Annotated in this window: 19 protein-coding genes, 4 tRNA genes and 1 pseudogene; 8 read left to right on the top strand and 16 right to left on the bottom strand. The window is 70.7% G+C overall.

Annotation, left to right across the window (positions count from 1 at the left end):
• Positions 1–35: 35 nt before the first annotated feature.
• The 4 genes and pseudogenes from coaD to AC07EJ_RS10110 form a co-directional block, all read right to left on the bottom strand.
• Positions 36–515, bottom strand: coding sequence for a pantetheine-phosphate adenylyltransferase (gene coaD, locus AC07EJ_RS10125; protein WP_199841845.1), 480 nt, complete (start codon positions 513–515; stop codon positions 36–38).
• A 26-nt stretch (positions 516–541) separates the two neighbouring features.
• Positions 542–1,150 (bottom strand): annotated as a pseudogene (gene rsmD / locus AC07EJ_RS10120) (16S rRNA (guanine(966)-N(2))-methyltransferase RsmD); the annotation flags it as partial.
• A 59-nt stretch (positions 1,151–1,209) separates the two neighbouring features.
• Complete coding sequence (gene recG / locus AC07EJ_RS10115) at positions 1,210–3,438, bottom strand: ATP-dependent DNA helicase RecG (protein ID WP_478884036.1); 2,229 nt, start codon at positions 3,436–3,438, stop codon at positions 1,210–1,212.
• A 38-nt stretch (positions 3,439–3,476) separates the two neighbouring features.
• Positions 3,477–5,138, bottom strand: a complete 1,662-nt coding sequence (locus tag AC07EJ_RS10110) for a DAK2 domain-containing protein (protein WP_478884035.1) — start codon at positions 5,136–5,138, stop codon at positions 3,477–3,479.
• A gap of 246 nt (positions 5,139–5,384) precedes the next feature.
• Between AC07EJ_RS10110 and rpmB the strand changes: the two genes are divergently transcribed.
• The 3 genes from rpmB to AC07EJ_RS10095 all read left to right on the top strand — a co-directional run bounded on the left by rpmB (position 5,385) and on the right by AC07EJ_RS10095 (position 10,068).
• A complete protein-coding gene (gene rpmB, locus AC07EJ_RS10105) occupies positions 5,385–5,570 on the top strand; it encodes a 50S ribosomal protein L28 (protein ID WP_003951095.1) in 186 nt (61 codons plus the stop codon).
• A 132-nt stretch (positions 5,571–5,702) separates the two neighbouring features.
• On the top strand, positions 5,703–8,723 hold the full coding sequence (locus AC07EJ_RS10100) for an AfsR/SARP family transcriptional regulator (protein WP_478884034.1): 3,021 nt from the start codon (positions 5,703–5,705) through the stop codon (positions 8,721–8,723).
• Positions 8,724–8,757: 34 nt separating this feature from the next.
• Positions 8,758–10,068: an FAD-dependent monooxygenase gene (locus AC07EJ_RS10095; RefSeq protein WP_389485775.1), complete on the top strand. Its 1,311-nt coding sequence runs from the start codon at positions 8,758–8,760 to the stop codon at positions 10,066–10,068.
• Between the two features lie 5 nt (positions 10,069–10,073).
• Here the strand turns inward: AC07EJ_RS10095 and AC07EJ_RS10090 are convergent, their stop codons facing one another.
• Positions 10,074–11,039, bottom strand: a complete 966-nt coding sequence (locus tag AC07EJ_RS10090) for a thiamine-phosphate kinase (protein WP_100595034.1) — start codon at positions 11,037–11,039, stop codon at positions 10,074–10,076.
• 224 nt (positions 11,040–11,263) lie between these two features.
• On the opposite strand from AC07EJ_RS10090, the gene AC07EJ_RS10085 reads away from it, so the two are divergent.
• Both AC07EJ_RS10085 and AC07EJ_RS10080 read left to right on the top strand, forming a co-directional pair.
• Positions 11,264–11,497: an Lrp/AsnC family transcriptional regulator gene (locus AC07EJ_RS10085; protein WP_362904783.1), complete on the top strand. Its 234-nt coding sequence runs from the start codon at positions 11,264–11,266 to the stop codon at positions 11,495–11,497.
• A gap of 20 nt (positions 11,498–11,517) precedes the next feature.
• A complete protein-coding gene (locus AC07EJ_RS10080; protein WP_389485778.1) occupies positions 11,518–12,009 on the top strand; it encodes a DUF3515 domain-containing protein in 492 nt (163 codons plus the stop codon).
• A 21-nt stretch (positions 12,010–12,030) separates the two neighbouring features.
• On the opposite strand, the gene AC07EJ_RS10075 is transcribed toward AC07EJ_RS10080, so the two are convergent.
• Genes AC07EJ_RS10075 through AC07EJ_RS10065 form a run of 3 tightly spaced genes read right to left on the bottom strand, consistent with a single transcriptional unit; the run spans position 12,031 to position 15,052 of the window.
• Complete coding sequence (locus AC07EJ_RS10075; RefSeq protein ID WP_389485780.1) at positions 12,031–13,188, bottom strand: D-alanine--D-alanine ligase family protein; 1,158 nt, start codon at positions 13,186–13,188, stop codon at positions 12,031–12,033.
• A gap of 56 nt (positions 13,189–13,244) precedes the next feature.
• On the bottom strand, positions 13,245–14,255 hold the full coding sequence (locus AC07EJ_RS10070) for an NAD(P)H-dependent glycerol-3-phosphate dehydrogenase (protein WP_389485782.1): 1,011 nt from the start codon (positions 14,253–14,255) through the stop codon (positions 13,245–13,247).
• Positions 14,252–15,052 (bottom strand): lysophospholipid acyltransferase family protein, encoded by an 801-nt coding sequence (locus AC07EJ_RS10065; RefSeq protein WP_389485784.1) that lies wholly within the window; start codon positions 15,050–15,052, stop codon positions 14,252–14,254. The genes AC07EJ_RS10070 and AC07EJ_RS10065 overlap by 4 nt, the downstream gene beginning before the upstream one ends.
• A 165-nt stretch (positions 15,053–15,217) precedes the next feature.
• On the opposite strand from AC07EJ_RS10065, the gene cofC reads away from it, so the two are divergent.
• Both cofC and AC07EJ_RS10055 read left to right on the top strand, forming a co-directional pair.
• Positions 15,218–15,853, top strand: coding sequence for a 2-phospho-L-lactate guanylyltransferase (gene cofC / locus AC07EJ_RS10060; protein WP_389485786.1), 636 nt, complete (start codon positions 15,218–15,220; stop codon positions 15,851–15,853).
• Positions 15,854–15,866: 13 nt separating this feature from the next.
• Positions 15,867–16,070, top strand: coding sequence for a hypothetical protein (locus AC07EJ_RS10055; protein ID WP_389485788.1), 204 nt, complete (start codon positions 15,867–15,869; stop codon positions 16,068–16,070).
• A gap of 111 nt (positions 16,071–16,181) precedes the next feature.
• On the opposite strand, the gene AC07EJ_RS10050 is transcribed toward AC07EJ_RS10055, so the two are convergent.
• The 4 genes from AC07EJ_RS10050 to leuC form a co-directional block, all read right to left on the bottom strand.
• On the bottom strand, positions 16,182–16,844 hold the full coding sequence (locus AC07EJ_RS10050) for an HU family DNA-binding protein (RefSeq protein WP_362904769.1): 663 nt from the start codon (positions 16,842–16,844) through the stop codon (positions 16,182–16,184).
• Between the two features lie 138 nt (positions 16,845–16,982).
• Positions 16,983–17,213, bottom strand: a complete 231-nt coding sequence (locus tag AC07EJ_RS10045; RefSeq protein ID WP_389485790.1) for an SCO5555 family protein — start codon at positions 17,211–17,213, stop codon at positions 16,983–16,985.
• 269 nt (positions 17,214–17,482) lie between these two features.
• Entirely contained in the window at positions 17,483–18,076 is a 594-nt protein-coding gene (gene leuD / locus AC07EJ_RS10040) for a 3-isopropylmalate dehydratase small subunit (protein WP_389485792.1), read from the bottom strand.
• A gap of 6 nt (positions 18,077–18,082) precedes the next feature.
• Entirely contained in the window at positions 18,083–19,513 is a 1,431-nt protein-coding gene (gene leuC / locus AC07EJ_RS10035) for a 3-isopropylmalate dehydratase large subunit (RefSeq protein ID WP_389485794.1), read from the bottom strand.
• Between the two features lie 185 nt (positions 19,514–19,698).
• Between leuC and ndgR the strand changes: the two genes are divergently transcribed.
• Positions 19,699–20,415, top strand: a complete 717-nt coding sequence (gene ndgR / locus AC07EJ_RS10030; protein ID WP_100595026.1) for an IclR family transcriptional regulator NdgR — start codon at positions 19,699–19,701, stop codon at positions 20,413–20,415.
• 152 nt (positions 20,416–20,567) lie between these two features.
• On the opposite strand, the gene AC07EJ_RS10025 is transcribed toward ndgR, so the two are convergent.
• From AC07EJ_RS10025 to AC07EJ_RS10010, 4 genes are all read right to left on the bottom strand, one after another.
• Positions 20,568–20,640: transfer RNA gene (locus tag AC07EJ_RS10025), tRNA-Glu, on the bottom strand.
• Positions 20,641–20,668: 28 nt separating this feature from the next.
• A tRNA-Gln gene (locus AC07EJ_RS10020) sits at positions 20,669–20,740 on the bottom strand.
• Between the two features lie 30 nt (positions 20,741–20,770).
• A tRNA-Glu gene (locus AC07EJ_RS10015) sits at positions 20,771–20,843 on the bottom strand.
• Between the two features lie 62 nt (positions 20,844–20,905).
• Positions 20,906–20,978 (bottom strand) — tRNA-Glu (locus AC07EJ_RS10010).
• Between the last annotated feature and the right edge of the window lie 22 nt (positions 20,979–21,000).

Raw genomic sequence — 21,000 nt, 5'->3', positions numbered from 1 at the left:
ACAAGGCGACTGTACGGCCAACTGGCGCCCGGGTGTCACTTCTTGGGGAGGCGCTGGGTGAGCGCCTCGAAGACCACCGGTGGCACCAGGTGGGAGACGTCGCCGCCCCAGGCCGCGACCTCCTTCACCAGGGACGAGGACAGGAAGCTGTACGTCGGGTTGGTGGGGACGAAGAGGGTCTCCACGCCCGTGAGGCCGTTGTTCATCTGAGCCATCTGCAGCTCGTAGTCGAAGTCGCTGACGGCGCGCAGGCCCTTCACGATGGCCGGGATGTCGCGCTGCTTGCAGAAGTCGACGAGCAGCCCGTGGAAGGACTCGACCTCGACGTTGCCGAACTCGGCGGTGACCTCGCGGATCAGCTCGATCCGCTCCTCGATCTCGAAGAGACCCTTCTTCGACTGGTTGATCATCACCGCGACGTGCACGACGTCGTACAGCTTGGACGCTCGGCCGATGATGTCGAGGTGGCCATTGGTGATGGGGTCGAACGACCCCGGACAGACGGCGCGGCGCAACGTGAGTCCCTCGCTCTCCGGTCCGGTCACGGCGCTTCCTCGCACGTGACGGTGCTCTTCAGGGCGGCGCGACCGTACCAAAACGTTCCCTCGCCGTAGCGACGGGACCTCAGTGCTTCAAATCCTTCTGGCCACGGGAAAACACCGCCCCTGGTGCTTCGCTCCACGGTGACGAGCGCTTCGTCCGTGAGCCAGCCCCCAGAGGCGAGTGTGAGCAGAATCTCCCGAAGATCGTCGTCCGGGACGACATACGGGGGGTCGAGAAAGACCAGGTCGTACGGGGTGGCGGGGGCCGGGCCCCGAACGATCTGTTCCGCTTTGCCCGCTCTGACCTCGGCGCCGGGCAGGCCGAGGGACTTCACGTTCTCGCGGATCGTGCGGACCGCGCGGGCGTCGGCCTCCACCAGGAGCGCGTGCCCCGCGCCGCGCGACAGCGCCTCCAGGCCCACGGCGCCCGAGCCGCCGTACAGGTCGAGCACGCGCTCGCCGTCCAGGGGGCCGCCGCCGAGCAGCGACTGCCAGGTCGAGAAGAGGGCCTCGCGCGCCCGGTCGGACGTGGGGCGGGTGCCGTTGCCCGGCGGGACGGACAGGCGACGTCCGCCGGCCCGGCCGGCGATCACGCGGGTCATCTGAGTCCTCGTGGAGAGTGGAGAGTGGAGACGGGCTGAAGGGACTTACTGGGAACTCCAGTTTGTCAGCCCTTGTCGAGGTACTGCTCACGCTCCTCGTCCAGGAGCGCGTCCAGGGCCGTGCGCAGCCCCGGCAGGTTCTCCAGGTCCGGGTCGGAGGCGACGACGGCCGTCGCCTCCTGGCGGGCCTCGGCGATGATCTCCTCGTCCTCGATGACGGCGAGCATGCGCAGGGACGAGCGGACGCCGGACTGGGCCTGGCCGAGGACGTCGCCCTCGCGGCGCTGCTCCAGGTCGATGCGGGAGAGCTCGAAACCGTCGAGCGTGGCGGCGACGGCACCGAGGCGGGCGCGGGCCGGACTGGCCTCCGGCATCTCGCTGACGAGAAGGCACAGGCCCGCCGCGGAGCCACGGCCGACGCGGCCGCGCAGCTGGTGGAGCTGCGAGACGCCGAAGCGGTCGGCGTCCATGATCACCATGGCTGTGGCGTTCGGCACGTTCACCCCGACCTCGATGACCGTGGTCGCGACCAGGACGTCCGTCTCACCCGCGGCGAAGCGGCGCATCACGGCGTCCTTGTCGTCGGGCTGCATCCTGCCGTGCAGAACCTCCACCTTCAGCCCCCGCAGGGCGCCGTGCGCCAGCTCCTCGGCGACGTCCAGGACGGCGAGCGGCGGCCGCTTCTCCGCCGCGTCCTCGGCGGACTCCTTCTTGGCCCCCTTGCCGCCCTTGCCCTTCTTCGCGCTCTGCTCCTCCTCGTCGCCGATGCGGGGGCAGACGACGTACGCCTGATGTCCGTTCTCCACTTCCTCGCGTACGCGCTCCCAGGCGCGCGCGAGGAAGTGCGGCTTGTCGGCGGCGGGCACGACATGGGTGGCGATCGGCGAGCGCCCGGCGGGCAGCTGGTCGAGGACGGACGTCTCCAGGTCACCGAAGACCGTCATCGCGACCGTACGGGGAATGGGGGTGGCCGTCATGACCAGCAGGTGCGGGGGCTGCTTGCCCTTGCCGCGCAGGGCGTCGCGCTGCTCGACGCCGAAGCGGTGCTGCTCGTCGACGACGACCAGACCCAGGTCGTGGAACTGGACCTTGTCCTCGATCAGGGCGTGCGTCCCGATGACGATGCCCGCTTCACCCGTGACGAGGTCGAGAAGGGCCTGGCGCCGGGCCGCGACGCCCATGGAGCCGGTGAGCAGGACCACCTTGGTGGAGTGCTCGGCGCCTCCGAGCATCCCGCCCTGGGCGAGCTCGCCCATCATCTCGGTGATGGAGCGGTGATGCTGCTGGGCGAGAACCTCGGTGGGGGCGAGCATCGCGGCCTGGCCGCCCGCGTCGACCACGGCGAGCATGGCGCGCAGGGCGACCATCGTCTTCCCGGAGCCGACCTCTCCCTGGAGCAGCCGGTGCATCGGGTGTTCGGTGGCGAGGCCGTCGAAGATTTCCTTGGAGACCTTCTGCTGGCCGTCGGTGAGGGTGAAGGGGAGCTTCGCGTCGAACGCCGTGAGCAGGCCGTCCGGGCGGGGGACGCGGGCCACGGCGGGCAGCTGCGCGTCGGCGAACCTCCGCCGGGCGAGGGCGACTTGGAGGACGAAGGCCTCGTCCCACTTGAGGCGGGCGCGGGCGTCGGCGATGTCCGCCTTCGTGTGCGGACGGTGGATCTTCAGGAGTGCCTCGGGCAGCGGGACGAGACCGCGGCCCTCACGCAGGGAGTCCGGCAGGGGGTCGAGGGCCTCCTGGGCACTGGGCAGCACCATGTCGACGGCCTTGGCGATCTTCCAGGACTCCAGCTTGGCGGTGGCCGGGTAGATCGGGATGAGCGCGCCGGCCCAGGAGCCGATCGCCTCGTCGGCCTCGCCGGCATCCAGGGCGTCGGCCCGCAGCAGCTCGTAGGCCGGGTGTGCGAGCTGCATCTTGCGGTTGAAGACGGAGGCCTTGCCCGCGAACATCGCGCGTGTGCCGGGCAGGAGGTCCTTGTGCGGCTTGTGGATGCCGCGGCCGAAGAAGACCAGCTGGAGCTGGCCGCTGCCGTCGGTGATGGTGACTTCGAGGCGCTGCCCGCTGCCGCCGCCGAACCTGAGGATGCGGGCGCTCGCGACCTGGGCGACCACGGTGACGTGCTCGTCGAGGGGCAGGTCGGCGAGGCGCGTGAGCTCGCCGCGCTCCGCGTATCTGCGCGGGTAGTGGTGAAGCAGGTCACCGACCGTGTGCAGGCCTAGGTGCTCGGCCGTCACCTTCGCGGTGGCGGGACCGATCACCTTCTTCAGGGGTTCTTCGAGCGCGGGCACGAGATCCATTGCACACCACGCCACTGACAAAGGGGACTACACGGGGGCTACTCCACGCCGATCAGCATCAGCGCCGAGTTCCGCCCGCCCCGGTAGACCACGGTGTCGACGGCCAGGTACGTCTCGCGTACGTGTCGTTCGAGCCGGTCGGCGACCTCGTCGGGCACGTCGTCGCCGAGGACGAGGGTGACCATCTCGCCGCCCGCGGCAAGCATCCTGTCGAGGGTCGTACGGGCCGTGCGGGTCACCTCTTCGCCGATCACGGCGACGTCCCCGTCGATGAGGCCGAGGAAGTCCCCGGCCTGGCAGATGCCGGCCATCGTCCACGACTGCCGCTCGGCGACGGCCAGTTCGGCGTAGCGGGTCGCGCCGGCCGCCGACGTCATCGCGACGACGTCCTCGTCGAAGCGCCGGTCCTTCTCGTGGACGGCGAGCGCGGCGATGCCCTGGACCGCGGACCGGGTGGGGATCAGGGCGACGCGCACGCCTTCGGTGCGGGCCTGCTCGGCCGCGGCGGCGGCGGTGTGGCGCAGTTCGGCGTCGTTCGGCAGGAGCACCACTTCACGCGCGTGCGCGCGCCGGATCGCCTCGACCAGTTCCCCGCTGCCCGGTGCCTCGCCAGGCCGTTCGGGTACGACGGTGGCGCCCGCCTCGCTGTACAGGCCGGCGAGGCCCTCTCCGGGGACCACGGCGACGATCGCGCGCTGGGCACGTTCCCCGGTCGGTGCGGAGCCGGACGCGGGGTGCGTCGTATGGGCGTCGCCCACGGCGAAGTGCGTGATGCGGATGCGGTACGGCCGGCCGGCCTCGACACCCGCCTCGACGGCGGCGCCCGCGTCGTCGACGTGCACATGGACGTTCCACAGTCCGTCGCCGCCGACGACGACCAGGGAGTCGCCGAGGCCGTCGAGCCGGGTCCGCAGCCGTGCCACGGCCTGGTCGTCGGCTTCCAGGAGGTAGATGACCTCGAAGGCGGGCCCTTCGCCGTCGGCGCACTCCAGGGGCTGGTCGACGGCCACGCGCGCGTGGTGCACGCCCCGGCCGCCCGCAGGTTCCACCGGATCGCCCGAGAGCGCCTCGGTCAGGGCACCGAGGACGGCCACGAGCCCGCGCCCGCCCGCGTCCACGACGCCCGCGCGCCCCAGGACCGCGAGCTGCCCCGGCGTCGCGTCGAGCGCCGTAAGGGCACCGTCGTACGCAGCACGGGCCACGTCAGCGCAGTCTGCGGAGGGGCCGTCGGCGGCGTCCGCTGCGGCGGCGGCCACCGTCAGGACCGTGCCCTCCACGGGGTGCGCGACGGCCTCCCTGGCGGACTCGGCGGCCCGGCGCAGGGCGCGGCGCAGGCTGTCCCCGTCGGCGCTTTCGCTGTGATCCCCCTCACCGTCGGGGTCGCCCGCGAGGACCTGGGCCATGCCGCGCAGGAGCTGGGCGAGGATCGTTCCGGAGTTTCCGCGGGCCCCTATCAGGGCTCCGTGAGCCATCGCGTGGACGACGTCGGGCAGGGCGGGCGGCGCGGGTTCGAGACCCGCGAAGACGGCTTCCACGGCCTGCACCGCGGACTCGACGGTCAGGTACAGATTGGTGCCTGTGTCCCCGTCCGCGACGGGATAGACGTTGATCGCGTCGATCTCCTCGCGGTCCCGCCCGAGCGCCTCCAGGGCCAGTGCGCACCAGGCGCGCACCGCGTGGACGTCGAGCACCTGCGGCACCTGCGCCTCCTAGACCAGCCGAACCGGCTCGCAGCGTAGACCCCGGAGGGGGTCCCTCCGGAAGAGGGCCCGGGACGGCGACCGGGGCAACCATGGTAGTTTCGTTCAACCGAAGCAGCCGTTGTATGCTGCTCCGGTTGCCCGATATCCATCGGGCTTTCCCCTGGCACCGCCACTCAGATCCTCCGATCCGATCCCGGCATGCCGGGATCAACCGTAAGTGCATCTGAAGTCTTGGAGTGACCCGTGGCTGCCAACTGCGACGTCTGCGGCAAGGGGCCGAGCTTCGGCAACAACATTTCGCACTCGCACCGCCGTACGTCCCGTCGCTGGAACCCGAACATCCAGCGTGTGCGTGCAGTGGTCGGGCGGACGCCGAAGCGGCTCAACGTCTGCACCTCGTGCATCAAGGCCGGCAAGGTCTCGCGCTGACGTAACGCGTAGCGCGGCCACCTAGCTGGTTGCTTGAAGGACCGGTCCCCTCGGGGACCGGTCCTTTTTTATGCCGTGAAGAGGCCCGCGCTCTTCGTGCCGTGAAGAGTCCCGGCTGCCACAATCTGCCCAATGTGCTTCGGCATCCTCGGCCCCCTCGACGTACGCGCCCCCGACGGCACCCCGCTGGATCCCGGCGGTCCGCGTCCGCGCGCGTTGCTGACGCTGCTGCTCCTGGAGGCGGGCCGCACCGTCCCGGCGGAGCGCCTGATCGACGGTCTGTACGGGGACAAACCTCCGGCCGGCGCCGCGAACGCGCTCCAGTCGCAGATCTCACGGCTACGCAAACGGCTCTCCCTGGACATCGAGGCCACCCCCGCCGGCTATCGGCTGGCCGTCGGCCCGGACGACGTGGACGTGCACCGTTTCGAGCGGCTGGCCGACGAGGGCGAACGGGCGCTCACCACCGGGGACCCCGACCGGGCGGCCGCACTCCTGGGGGAGGCCCTCGGGCTCTGGCGCGGTCGCGCGCTCGCCGACCTCCCCGCCGTCTTCGGCCGCCGTCTCGAGGAGGCCAGGCTCACCGCCGCCCAGTCCCGCATCGAGGCGGAACTCGCGCTGGGCTCGGGTGGCGCCCTCGTCCCCGAACTGCGGGAGCTGATCGCCGACCATCCCCTGAGCGAACGCCTCTACGGTCAACTGATGCGCGCCCTCCACGCGGACGGGCGGCCCGCGGAGGCGCTCGCCGTGTACGAGGAGGTGCGCCGCGTTCTCGCCGACGAGCTGGGGGCAGATCCCTCGGCGGAGCTCTCGGCGCTGCATCTGGAACTCCTGCGGGGCAGGGAACCCGCGCGCGGGAGAGGCGTTCCCGCGCAGCTGACCCGGTTCGTCGGGCGGACCGGCGAACTCTCGCGGATCGACGCGCTGCTCGCCGGGTCCCGGCTCGTGACGCTGACCGGTCCCGGCGGCGCGGGCAAGACCCGGCTCGCGGCCGAGGCCGCGCGCGGCAGAGCCGACGTCTGCTGGGCCGAGCTGGCGCCCCTCGCCGACGGCGAGCAGGTGCCGTACGCGCTTCTCGCGGCGCTCGGGGTGCGTGAGGGGTTCCGTGGGTCTCAGGGGGATCCGGTCGAGCGGCTGATCGACGCGCTGGAGGAGCGCGAGCTGCTGCTCGTGTTCGACAACTGCGAGCACCTCGTCGACGACGCGGCCCGTACCGCGGGCGTGCTGCTCGGCGCGTGCCCCGGGCTGCGGATCCTCGCCACGAGCCGGGAGTCGCTCGGCATCACCGGTGAGGCGCTGTGCCCGGTGCCCCCGCTCGCCGCAGGTCCCGCCGCGCGCCTGTTCATGGACCGGGCGGCCGCCGTACGGCCCGATGCCGATCTGCACGCGCGCGTGGAGGCCGTTCACGGCATCTGCGAGGCCCTCGACGGGCTGCCGCTGGCCATCGAACTCGCCGCGGCCCGGCTGCGCACGCTCACCGTCGACGAACTCGCCGCCCGCCTCGGCGACCGCTTCCGGCTGCTGTCCCGCGGCGACCGCACCAAGGCGCCCCGGCACCGCACGCTGCGCGCGGTCGTCGAGTGGAGCTGGGAGTTGCTCGACGAGGAGGAGCGGGATCTCGCGCGGCGGATGGCCGTGTTCGCCGGAGGGGCGTCCGGGGGTGCGACGCCGGCCGCGGTCGAGGCCGTGTGCGGGGTGCCGTACCCGGAGGACCTGTTGGCCTCGCTGACGGAGAAGTCCTTCCTGGACGCGGCCGGCGGGCGCTACCGGATGCTCCAGACGATTCGCGCGTTCTGCGCGGAGCACCTGGCCGACGAGGGCGAACTGTTGCGGCTGCGGGACGCGCACGCCGCGTACTTCCAGGGCCTGGCGGCGCAGGCGGAGCCGCATCTGCGCGGTGGCGGGCAGCTGCCGTGGCTGGCCGCGCTCGGGGCCGAGCAGGACAACCTGTCGGCGGCCCTGCGCCATCTCGTGCGCGCCGACCCGCGCGCGGGGCTGCGGCTGATGGCGGACCTGTCCTGGTTCTGGCGGCTGCGCGGGCTGCACGGCGCGCATGTGCCGCTGGCGCGCGAGCTGTTCGCGGCGCTCGGGGACGAGTGGCCGCAGGACCTTGCCGAGGAGTACGTCCTGTGTGTGATCAATACGGTCACGGGCGAGGGCAACGACCCGCGTGAACCGGAGCGCCTGGCGCGCGCGGAGGCGGTGCTCGCATCCCGGGACCACGCGCTGCGACGGCCGTTCGTGGTGGTCCTGTGGTCGGTGGCGTACGGGCCGCAGCACGCCGTGCAGGAGCGGGTGCGCCGGCAGGTCGGCGAGGAGCCCTGGGGGCTCGCGCTGCTCGATGTCGGCCTGGGTTTCCAGGAGTGGTTCGCGGGGCGCCCCGTCACGTCGGAGGAGCATTTCGAGCGGGCGCTCGAGGGATTCCGGGCGACCGGGGACCGGTGGGGCATGGCCAACTGCCTTGATCCGCTGGGCATGTTCGCGGACTGGCGCGGCGACCAGGAGCGGGCCCTCACGCTGCTTGACGAGGGTCTCGCGCATGTGGCCGCGCTCGAAGCGCCTGAGGAGACCGCCGATCTGCTGCACCGGCGCGCGTACGCCCTGCTCCATCAGGGCCAACTCTCCGACGCGGCCGACCACTTCACCCGGTCCGCCGCGCTGGCCCGTACGGCGGCCGCCCCCGACAAGGTGGCGAGCGCCCGGCGCGGGCTCGGCGATGTGGCGCGGATCGGCGGGGACGCGGAGCACGCGCGCGTGCACTACGAGGCGGCGCTCGAACTGTGCGCCGCGAACTGGTTCAGCGTCGGCGAGACCGTGCGGACCCTCATAGGCCTGGGCCGGGCCGCCCTCGCCGCGTCCCGGCCCGACGAGGCCGCCGACTGGTTCGAGCAGGGCCTCGCGCTCTGCGACGGCCCCACGCGCGTCCTCGAACTCGCCGATGTGGCCGAGGCGTTGGCCTCCGTGACGCAGGATCCACGCGAGGCCGCGGTCCTCCTGGGGGCCGGCGCGGGGCTGCGCGGGCGCGCGCTCGCCGGGGACCCCGATGTCGCCCCCGTAGAGGAGCGGGTCCGTGCGGCGCTCGCTCCGGAGACGTACGAGAAGGCGTTCGAGGAAGGCAGAGCGATGCGGTCAGCGGCGGTCAGCCGACGGTAAGCGGGCGGTCAGGGCCGCCCGCGACGCTCGGTGCATGAAGAACACACACCACAACCCGGCCCCTTACGCATCGACCCGGCTGTCCCACCTCGATGTCCTGGTCTCCGGCGCCAGCATCGCAGGCCCCGCCGCCGCCCTCGCCCTGTCCCTGCACGGGGCGCGCGTCACCGTCGTCGAGAAGGCCCCCACCCTGCGCGAGGGCGGATTCGCCGTCGACTTCCGCGGCTGGGTGCACCGCACCGTCCTGACCGCGCTCGGCATCCACGACGACATCCATGCCCGACAGACCCACATGGGCCGGCAGACCGTCGTCGACGCGGACGGCACTCCGCGCGTCGATCTGCCGGCGGAGCTGATGAGCGGCGACGTGGAGATCTTCCGGGGCGACCTCTCGCAGATCCTCTATGAGCACAGCCTGTACGAGCACGGCCTGTACGAGCACGGCTTGCACGAGCACAGCAAGGGCGCCGTGGAGTACGTCTTCGGCGACTCGATCGCCACCTTGGCCGAGGACGACAACGGGGTCGACGTCACCTTCGAGCGCGCGGCCCCACGCCGCTTCGACCTCGTGGTGGCGGCCGACGGGCTGCACTCCCCCACCCGCCGCCTCGCGTTCGGCGACGAGTCGCGGTACCTGCGCTTCCTCGACCACTACGTGGCCGGCTTCGGCATCCCCAACCACCTGGGCCTCGACCGCACCGGACTCCTGTACAGCGACCCTGGCCGCGCGGTCTGCGTCAGCAACTACGACGGTGACCCGGACCGCGCGGGCGCGCTCCTCGTGTTCCGCTCCGGGCCCCTCGACTTCGACCGCAGGGACGTGGACCAGCAGAAGCGGATCCTCGCGGAGCGGTTCGCCGGCCTGGGCTGGGAGGCGCCGCGGGTCCTCAAGGCGCTGGAGGACGCCGACGATCTGTACTTCGACGCCATCGCCCAGATCCACGTCGACCGGCTCACCAAGGGCCGCGTGGTCCTGCTGGGCGATGCCGGGTACGGCGCCACGATGGGCGGCATGGGCACCGGCGTCGCGATCGTCGGCGCGTACGTCCTGGCCGGTGAACTGGCCCTGGCCGGCGGCGACCACCGCACCGCGTTCGCCGCCTACGAGGCGCAGATCGGGGACTTCGCGAAGGGCTGCCAGAAGATCTCGGGCAACGCGGGCCCGTTCTTCGCCCCGCCCACCGAGCGGAGGATCCGCAGCCGCGACCGGATGTACCGGCTGCTCAGCTCCCGCCTGATGGCCGGGTTCTTCAAGCGCCTGACGGAGAAGGCGGCCACCGCGCTCGACCTGAAGGACTACCCGGCCCTGCTGACCGCACCGGCCGCCGTCGTGCGCGACCGGTGAGCCCGTCAGGCCTCGATGTCCCCGAAGTGGTCCCAGCCGCCCTTGTTGGTCCACGGAGCGCCGTCGACCGTCACCTGCGGCAGCGCCGACGGGTTGAGGACCTCGCCGATCACCTTCCAGCGGGCGGGCAGCTTCACGTCCGGCGGGAAGGTGGCCACGATCGCGTGGTCCTCTCCCCCGGTGAGCACCCACTGGATGGGGTCGACGCCGACGGCCTGCCCGATGTCGTTCATCTGCGAAGGCACGTCGACCTTCCCGGACTTGATGTCGATACGGACCTTGCTGGCCTCCGCGATGTGCCCGAGGTCGGCGATGAGGCCGTCGCTGACGTCGCACATGGCGGTGGCGCCGAGCCCGGCGGCCGCGGGGCCCGCGTGGTACGGCGGTTCGGGCCTGCGGTGGGCCTCGACGAAGGCGCGGGGCGAGCGGAAGCCGCGCGAGAGGACCGCATGGCCGGCCGCGGACCAGCCGAGCCAGCCGGTCACCGCGACCACGTCGCCGGGCTGTGCGCCGGCGCGCGTGACGGGCTCGTGGTTGCGCATGTCGCCGAGCGCGGTGATCGCGACGGTGATCGTGTCACCGCGTACGACGTCGCCGCCGACGACGGCGGCGCCCGCGACCTGGCACTCGTCGCGCAGGCCGTCCATCAGCTCGTTCGGCCAGCTTGCGGGGAGTTCGGCGGGGACCACGAGGCCGAGCAGGAGCGCGGTCGGGACGGCGCCCATGGCGGCGATGTCCGCGAGGTTCTGCGCGGCCGCCTTGCGCCCGACGTCGTAGGCCGTCGACCAGTCGCGGCGGAAGTGCCGCCCTTCGAGGAGGATGTCCGTGCTCACGACGACCCTGCGGTCCGGCGCGGCCACCACGGCCGCGTCGTCGCCCGGGCCGAGTCGTACGGCCGGGGTGGTGGTGAGCCGGGAGGTGAGCTCTCGGATGAGCCCGAACTCGCCGAGCTCGCCGACGGTGCCCTTCATGCGCGTACTGCCCCTTCTGCCCCGGTCCGCTTGCGGTCGCGAGCCGTCTCTGTCATAGGTACGGTCATTGTCATGGGCGGGACCGTCCCGTTGAACGGTGCCCGCCGTCCGTCAGTCGCAGTGTGTACGCCACAGCCTCCGCGGGTCTCCCCGCGGCGAGCGGCGACGCGATACCGTGGCGTCTCTTCTCCCCACATGATCCTCGTGGCCGCCCTGGAGGTTCCGTGGTACAGGCGTACATCCTGATTCAGACCGAAGTCGGCAAGGCGTCGACCGTAGCCGAGCTGATCGGCAAGATCCCGGGGGTGATCCAGGCCGAGGACGTGACAGGTCCCTACGACGTCATCGTGCGCGCACAGGCCGAAACAGTCGATGAGCTGGGCCGCATGGTGGTCGCCAAGGTCCAGCAAGTGGACGGCATCACCCGAACTCTGACCTGCCCGGTCGTGCACTTGTAGCCCCCGTCTAACCTTGGCCGGTGAACTTCTTCCGTCACCGGCCCCGTCTTGCCACCGGGCTCCCCGCCCTGGCCCTGCTGCTCGCCGTCTCGGGCTGCTCCTCAGCAGACGATTCGGCGCACGCAGCGGTTCCCACCCCTGACGCCAAGGTGACCGACCTGTGCCGCAACCTGCACAAAAGGCTTCCGGACACGGTGGACGGGCACGGAAGGAACGACCCCTCTCCGCGGTCCGAGCTGACCGCGGGGTGGGGAGATCCGGCGATCATACTGCGCTGCGGTGTCGAACGGCCCGCGCTGATGGACGATCCCCAGGCACTGCCGGTGAAGGTGAACGGCGTGGGCTGGGCGTACGAGAAGCGCGACGACGGCACGCAGGTGCTCACGACGACGCTGCGGGTCGCCTACGTGGAGGTCACTCTGCCCAAGGAGTTGGCCGCCGAGGGGGCCTCGCCCCTGGTCGACTTCGCCGGTCCCGTCAAGAAGGCGATCCCCGAGGGGATCGCCGACTGACGTGCGTGCTTCGCTCCGGGGCTAGCGCAGTCCCGTGGAGCGGTTCAGCGCCGCCTGGATGAGGCGGTCCACCAGCTCCTGGTAGCTCACACCGCTCTCCTGCCACATGCGCGGGTACATGGAGATCGGGGTGAAGCCGGGCAGCGTGTTGATCTCGTTGATCACGAACTCGCCGTCCTCGGTGAGGAAGAAGTCGGCGCGCACGAGGCCCTCGCAGGACGCCGCGTCGAACGCGTCGACCGCGAGCCGCTGCACCTCGGCCGTCTGCTCCTCGGTGAGCGGGGCGGGCACGATGCCGGACGCCGAGTCGATGTACTTGGCCTCGAAGTCGTAGAAGTCGTGGGCCTGGACCGGCGGGATCTCGGCCGGCACGCTCGCGCGCGGCCCGTCCTCGAACTCCAGGACCCCGCACTCGATCTCGCGGCCGACGAGCGCCGCCTCCACGATGATCTTCGGGTCGTGGCTGCGGGCCTCCTCGATCGCCTCGTCGAGGCCGTCGAAGGAGTCGACCTTGGTGATGCCGATCGACGAGCCCGCGCGCGCGGGCTTGATGAACAGCGGCCAGCCCTGCTCGCCGACGAAGTCCGCGATGCGGCGCCGCGCACCCTCCCGGTCGCTCTCCCACTCGCGCGGCCGGATCACCAGGTAGGGGCCGACCTTCAGCCCGAACGAGGTGAACACCCGCTTCATGTAGTCCTTGTCCTGGCCGACGGCCGAGGACAGGACGCCACAGCCGACGTACGGCGTCCCGGACAGGTCGAGCAGGCCCTGGATGGTGCCGTCCTCGCCGTACGGGCCGTGCAGGACGGGGAACACGACGTCGACGTCGCCGAGGACCTTGGGCACGGAGCCGGGCTCCGTGTAGACGACCTCGCGGCTCGACGGGTCGACGGGGAGCACGACGCCGCCCTCGGCGGACTCGGCGAGCTCGGCGACGTCCGGCACCTTGCGGTCGGTGATGGCCATCCGCTCGGGATCGTCGGCCGTCAGCGCCCAACGCCCCTCCCGCGTGATGCCGATCGGCAGCACGTCGTACTTGGTGCGGTCGATGGCCCGCAGCACGGCGCCCGCGGTGACGACGGAAACGCCGTGCTCGGAGCTGCGACCGCCGAAGACGACGGCCACGCGGGGCTTCTGGCCCGACGGGCGGCTGCTCTGGGGAAGGTTTTCGCTGCTCATATCGCGTTGAGCGTACCTGCTGGTAGCAGCGGAGTCAGCGTCCGGCGAGCCCCGCGTCAGCGCCGTTCGGGCTTGGCGCTGCGCGACATCATCTCCTTCAGTGCGACGACCGGGGACTTCCCCTCGTGCACGATGCCGACGACGGTCTCGGTGATCGGCATGTCGACGCCGTGCCGGCGCGCCAGGTCGAGCACCGACTCGCAGGACTTGACGCCCTCGGCGGTCTGCTTGGTGACCGCGATCGTCTCCTGGAGGGTCATGCCCTTGCCCAGGTTGGTGCCGAAGGTGTGGTTGCGCGACAGGGGCGAGGAGCAGGTGGCGACGAGGTCGCCGAGGCCCGCGAGCCCGGAGAAGGTGAGCGGATCGGCGCCCATCGCGAGGCCGAGCCGGGTGGTCTCCGCGAGCCCGCGCGTGATGAGCGAGCCCTTGGCGTTGTCGCCGAGACCCATGCCGTCGGCGATACCGACCGCGAGCCCGATGACGTTCTTCACGGCTCCGCCGAGCTCGCAGCCGATCACGTCGGTGTTCGTGTACGGCCGGAAGTACGGCGTGTGGCAGGCGGTCTGGAGGCGCTGCGCAACCGATTCGTCACGGCAGGCGACGACAGCGGCGGCGGGCATCCTGGCGGCGATCTCGCGGGCGAGGTTGGGGCCCGTGACGATCGCGATGCGGTCCTCGCCGACCTTGGTGACGTCCTCGATGACCTCGCTCATCCGCATGGCGGAGCCGAGTTCGACGCCCTTCATGAGGGAGACGAGGACCGTGTCGGGCGCGAGCAGCGGCGTCCACTCGGCGAGGTTGGCGCGCAGCGTCTGCGAGGGCACGGCGAGCACCGTGAACTCGGCGCCGTCCGCGGCCTGAGCGGCGTCGGTGGTGGCCCTGATGTTGCCCGGGAGTTCGATGCCGGGGAGGTAATCGGGGTTCGTACGCGTGGAGTTGACCGCTTCGGCCAGTTCGGGCCTGCGCGCCCACAGGGTGACGTCGCACCCCGCGTCGGCGAGCACCATGGCGAAGGCCGTGCCCCAGGAGCCGGTTCCGAAGACGGCCGCCTTGACGGGTGGGGTCACTTGCTCTCCTCAGGACTTCCGTGCTCGATGGCGGCCGAACCGGCCTGTTCCGTAAGGGGGTTGGCCTTGGCGGCCTTACGACGCTGCGCGATGCGCGCCTCACGGGGGTCGTAACGCCGCTGCGGCGGCTGCTCGCCGCGCAGTTCACCGAGCAGTCCGGTGATCGCCGTCATGATGACCTCGGTGACCTCCTTGAGGAGTTCCGGGGTCATCTCCTTGTCGTAGAAGCGCTCCAGGTCCACCGGCGGTCCGGCGAGGACGTGATGCGTCTTGCGCGGCAGCAGGTCGGGCTTCTTCGCGTACGGCGCGAGCACGAGGTTGGCGCCCCACTGGGCGACGGGAATCACGGGGCACTTGGTCTGCAGTGCCACGCGCGCGACGCCCGTCTTGGCGGTCATGGGCCACAGGTCCGGATCGCGGGTGAGGGTGCCCTCGGGATAGAAGGCGACGCACTCCCCGCGCTCGACGGCGTCGATGGCGGCACGGAACGCGCTGAGCGCATTCGTGGTCTCGCGGTAGACGGGGATCTGTCCGGTGCCGCGCATGATGGCGCCGATGAACCCCTTCTTGAAGAGCCCGTGCTTCGCGAGGAATCGCGGAACGCGTCCGGTGTTGTACTGGAAGTGCGCGTACGCGAACGGGTCCAGATGCGAATTGTGGTTCACCGCGGTGATAAATCCGCCGTCGGCCGGAATGTTCTCCATTCCGCGCCAGTCCCGCTTGATCAGAACCACGAGCGGCGGTTTAGCGATGACCGCCGCCAGGCGGTACCAGAAGCCGATTCTGCGGCGGGACACTCGGACACCTTCCTCTATGGACCCTTGAAGGCCCTCTCGGACCTGGTCAGCCGCACAAGTGTCGCCCCAGGCCGCCGGTCTGTCGAGAACACCGTACGCCCGCACGTTTATGCCCACCTCACGCGCCAGGTCACAATGAGCGCGACCCGAAGGGACGGACCTCACGTGCAGTGGACCCTGGTGATCCCGCTGAAACCCCTGGTGCGGGCCAAGAGCAGGCTGGCACCCACCGCGGGGGACGGGGTGCGTCCCGGGCTCGCGCTGGCGTTCGCGCAGGACACCGTGGCCGCCGCGGCCGCCGCGGCCGGGGTGCGGGATGTGGTGGTAGTCACGGACGACGCGCTCGCCGGGAGGGAGCTGGCCGCCCTGGGCGCCCTGATCGTCCCCGATGCCCCGGGAGCGGGTCTGAACGCCGCTCTGGCGCACGGTGCGGCGGCGGCGCGGGCCCGGCGCCCGGACGCGGCCGTCGCGGCACTCAACGCCGATCTGCCGGCGTTGCGGTCGGCGGAATTGTCCCGGGTTCTTGCGGATGCCGCGCTATTTCCCCGCGCATTTCTTCCCGATGCCGCGGGAATCGGGACCACACTTCTCAGTGCGAGCCCCGGTACGGAATTGCACCCCGCATTCGGCACCGCGTCCCGCGCCCGTCATGCAGCGTCCGGCGCGGTGGAACTCCCGCTGACGGGCGTCGACTCCGTGCGCCAGGACGTGGACACCGGCGAGGACCTGCGGGCGGCGCTGTCACTCGGCGTCGGGCCGCGCACCGCGGGGGCGGCCGCCGGGCTGCTGATCCCGGACTGAGTACGCTGCCTGCATGCAGGCGACCGCGTACACATACGACTCCGACTCCCGCTGCGGCAGCGTGCTGCTCGACGACGGCACCCCCATCCCCTTCGACGCCCCGGCGTTCGACGCGGGCGGCCTCCGGCTGCTGCGCCCCGGGCAGCGGGTCCGTATCGAGGTCGAGGGCGAGGGTGCGGCGCTGCGCATCACGCTGGTGACGCTGCAGACGCTCTGAGCCCCTTCTGAACTGGCCTTTCGCATGAACTGAGCTTTCGCGAAACACCGCGGGCCGGGCTCCCCGAGGGGAGCCCGGCCCGGCGCGTGAGGGCCCTCGAGGCCGTCGCCCTTACTTCTTGCGGGCGGTGGTCTTCTTGGCGGTCGTCTTGCGCGCAGTGGACTTCTTGGCGGGCGCCTTCTTGGCCGTGGCCTTCTTGGCGGGCGCCGTCTTCTTCGCGGTGGCCTTCTTCGCGGCGGTCTTCGCCGGAGCGGCCTTCTTGGCGGTGGTCTTCTTCGCCGTGGCGGTGGCCTTCTTGGCGGTGGCCTTCTTCGCCGTGGCGGTGGCCTTCTTCGCCGTCGTCTTCTTGGCGGTGACCTTCTTGGCGGTGACCTTCTTCGCCGTGGCCTTCTTGGCGGTGGCCTTCTTGGCCGCGGCCTTCTTGACCGTCGCCGAAGCGCCGCCGGTCAGGCTGCCCTTGGGCGCCTTCTTCACGGCCACGTCGTTCTTCGGGAGCTTCTTCGAGCCCGCGACGAGGTCCTTGAAGCCCTGACCGGCACGGAAACGCGGAACGGAGGTCTTCTTGACCCGCACCCGCTCACCCGTCTGCGGGTTACGGGCGTAGCGGGCCGGGCGGTCGACCTTCTCGAACGAGCCGAAGCCGGTGACCGAGACCCGGTCCCCGCTGACGACGGCACGGACGATGGCGTCCAGGACCGCGTCGACGGCGTCCGCGGCCTGCTGACGGCCGCCGACCTTGTCGGCAATCGCTTCTACGAGCTGCGCCTTGTTCACGTCTTCCCCTTCGGAGACATTGCCGGAACGTATCCGATCCGGCTTTTTCGCACGTTAGGCAGATATATACCGCAAATCAAACACGAAACGGGCTAATCACCCTTGTGCCGCAACGAACTCGGGCTGTCACGAAGTTCTTCAGTGGTCCTCTTGTGGGAATCGACCCTCTTCGAGGTCCACCATGAATCGGTCCAGCCGCCTTGCCGCATCGGCGAGATCGTGCTTGGCCGCGGCCGTAATGACCAGCAGCTTCCGGGTCAGCGCCATCCGTACGCCCTCCGGGACTTGCAGTGCGCGCACCCTGGAGTGCGCTTCCTTGAGTTGGTCCGCGACCGCCGCATAGAGCTGGAGTTGGCCGTCGTGTTCCATGCACAGATTGTGCCATCTGGGGCGAGTTGTCGCCTCCGCAGGGGGTAACTGCCGTCCCTGGCGGGCCTCCTGGGCCCCTCGACGGGGCCTGCGCGCACCGGCGCCGCAGCGCACGGGTATCTCATGAACACCCTTGAAAACACGGGGAGTTGAGACCCCCGGAACGGCGCTCCGCGAGCGATCGGAGGCCGGACACAGCTGTACCCCCAACCGTCCACGATTGGGGGTACAGAGGCTTGTTGCGATGGCCGGAATCAGCCTTGCAGAGTTCAGATCTGCACGGTCTGCGGCTTGAACGACGGACGCTTGGACTCGTAGTCCGCGATGGCGTCGTCGTTCTGGAGCGTGATGCTGATGTCGTCCAGGCCGTTCAGCAGCCGCCAGCGCGCGTTCTCGTCGAGTTCGAAGGCCGCGGTGACGCCCTCGGCCCGTACTTCACGCGCCTCCAGGTCGACCGTGATCTCGGCCTTGGGGTCGCTCTCCACGAGGTCCTGGAGCGCTTCCACGATCTTCTGGTCGAGCACCACGGTGAGCAGGCCGTTCTTGAGCGAGTTACCGCGGAAGATGTCGGCGAACCGGGAGGAGATGACGGCCTTGAAGCCGTAGTTCTGCAGCGCCCACACCGCGTGCTCGCGGGAGGAACCGGTACCGAAGTCGGGGCCGGCCACCAGGACCGAGGCGCCGCGGCGTTCGGCCTTGTTCAGCACGAACTCGGGGTCCTTGCGCCAGGCCTCGAAGAGCCCGTCCTCAAAACCGTCCCTGGTGACCTTCTTGAGCCAGTGGGCGGGGATGATCTGGTCGGTGTCGACGTTGCTGCGGCGCAGCGGGACGGCCCGGCCGGTGTGCGTGGTGAATGCTTCCATGGCTGATCAGACTCCAGCGGGCGTACGGGCGTCAGTGTCGGACAGGTCGGCCGGAGAGGCCAGGTGGCCCAGCACGGCGGTGGCGGCGGCGACCTGGGGCGAGACCAGGTGGGTACGGCCGCCCTTGCCCTGCCGTCCCTCGAAGTTGCGGTTCGAGGTGGACGCGGAGCGCTCGCCGGGGGCGAGTTGGTCGGGGTTCATGCCCAGACACATCGAGCAGCCCGCGTGCCGCCATTCGGCGCCGGCCTCCTTGAAGACCTTGTCCAGACCCTCGGAGACGGCCTGCAGACCCACTCGCGCGGAGCCCGGAACGACCAGCATCCGTACGCCGTCGGCGACTTTGCGGCCCCCGACGATATCGGCGGCGGCGCGCAGGTCCTCGATGCGGCCGTTGGTGCACGAACCTACGAAGACGGTGTCGACCTTGATGTCGCGCAGCGGCTGCCCGGCGGTCAACCCCATGTATTCCAGGGCCTTTTCGGCGGCGAGGCGCTCCGAAGCGTCCTCGTACGAAGCAGGGTCGGGGACCTGCGCCGACAGGGGCGAACCCTGACCGGGGTTGGTGCCCCAGGTGACGAACGGCGACAGCGCGGCGGCGTCGATGACGACCTCGGCGTCGAATTCCGCGTCGTCGTCCGACTTCAGCGTCTTCCAGTACGCCACCGCGGCGTCCCAGTCCTCGCCCTTCGGGGCGTGCGCGCGGCCCTCGAGGTAGGCGAAGGTCGTCTCGTCGGGGGCGATCATGCCCGCGCGGGCGCCGGCCTCGATCGACATGTTGCAGATGGTCATGCGGGCTTCCATCGAGAGCTTCTCGATGGCGGAGCCGCGGTACTCCAGGATGTAGCCCTGGCCGCCGCCCGTGCCGATCTTCGCGATGATGGCGAGGATCAGGTCCTTGGCGGTGACGCCGTCGGGCAGGTCGCCGTCGACGGTGATGGCCATCGTGCGGGGACGGGCCAGCGGCAGCGTCTGGGTCGCCAGGACGTGCTCGACCTGGGAGGTGCCGATACCGAAGGCCAGCGCGCCGAACGCGCCGTGCGTGGAGGTGTGGGAGTCACCACAGACGACGGTGGTACCCGGCTGGGTCAGGCCCAGCTGCGGGCCGACGACGTGCACGACACCCTGCTCGACGTCACCCAGCGAGTGCAGGCGCACACCGAAGTCGGCACAGTTCTTGCGCAGCGTCTCCAGCTGAACACGCGAGACCGGGTCGGCGATCGGCTTGTCGATGTCGAGGGTCGGGGTGTTGTGATCCTCGGTCGCGATGGTGAGGTCGAGCCGCCGCACCCGGCGACCGGTCTGGCGCAGGCCGTCGAAGGCCTGCGGGCTGGTCACCTCGTGCAGCAGGTGCAGATCGATGAAGAGGAGGTCGGGCTCGCCCTCGGCGCGCCGGACGACGTGGTCGTCCCAGACCTTCTCCGCGAGTGTCCTACCCATCGCTTTCCCTCCGGCCGACATCGTGAGCCGGCCTAACTAGAGATCGTGGTCGCCGACGTCCGTACCCCTCGTACCGGACGTGAACGTCCCGGCCCGTTGGTCTGCGGGCCGCTGTAAGTACAGGGTGTCAAGTTTCACGGGAAATTGAACTTGCGTTTCACAGAGTGAGACGCGAGTATCGACGCATGGACAACTCTAGCGGCGTCGGCGTTCTGGACAAGGCGGCCCTTGTTCTCAGCGCCCTGGAGTCCGGTCCGGCCACCCTCGCGGGGCTGGTCGCGGCGACCGGACTGGCAAGACCCACGGCACACCGTCTCGCCGTGGCACTGGAACACCACCGCATGGTGGCGCGTGACATGCAGGGCCGTTTCATCCTCGGCCCGCGCATGGCCGAGCTGGCCGCGGCGGCAGGCGAGGACCGCCTGCTCGCGACGGCGGGCCCGGTACTCACCCACCTCCGTGACGTGACGGGCGAGAGCGCGCAGCTCTATCGCCGGCAGGGCGACATGCGTATCTGTGTCGCGGCCGCCGAGCGCCTTTCGGGCCTCAGGGACACCGTCCCCGTGGGCTCCACGCTCACGATGAAGGCGGGCTCGTCCGCGCAGATCCTGATGGCCTGGGAGGAGCCCGAGCGCCTCCACCGCGGCCTCCAGGGCGCCCGCTTCACGGCGACGGCCCTGTCGGGCGTACGACGCCGCGGCTGGGCCCAGTCGATCGGCGAGCGGGAGCCGGGCGTCGCGTCCGTCTCCGCGCCGGTGCGCGGCCCCTCGAACCGCGTCGTCGCGGCGGTCTCGGTATCCGGACCGATCGAGCGCCTGACGCGCCACCCGGGCCGGATGCACGCGCAGGCCGTCATCGACGCCGCGGGCCGTCTGTCCGAGGCCCTGCGCCGCACCGGCTGACCTTCCCCCTCCACACCGCTCCCCCTCGGGCCGGCCGCTTCAACGCCGCAGCGACCGGCCCGAGTTGACACTTGGTGAGACCTTTCAGGCTCACGCGCTCCGGACAACGCGAAGAGGCCCTCCCCTGTTGGGGAGGGCCTCTTGCTGTCTTGTACCCCCGACCGGATTCGAACCGGCGCTACCGCCTTGAGAGGGCGGCGTGCTAGGCCGCTACACAACGGGGGCAAGGATCTTGCGTTGCCACACTATCCAGCTGGGCTACCAGGACTCGAACCTAGAACAACGGAACCAGAAACCGTCGTGTTGCCAATTACACCATAGCCCAATGCGATCCAGGCCTGGATGGCCCGATCAGTACCCCCGACCGGATTCGAACCGGCGCTACCGCCTTGAGAGGGCGGCGTGCTAGGCCGCTACACAACGGGGGCCCTAGCGATCCTGCATGAAAAACAGCGGGTGCGACCCGGACTGTCCCCCTGGGAAGGATCTGTACCCCCGACCGGATTCGAACCGGCGCTACCGCCTTGAGAGGGCGGCGTGCTAGGCCGCTACACAACGGGGGCTTTGCGGATCTGGAATCCGCGA

The sequence above is a fragment of the Streptomyces sp. NPDC045026 genome (assembly GCF_056432625.1).
This window is presented reverse-complemented; position numbering and strand designations above follow the sequence as displayed.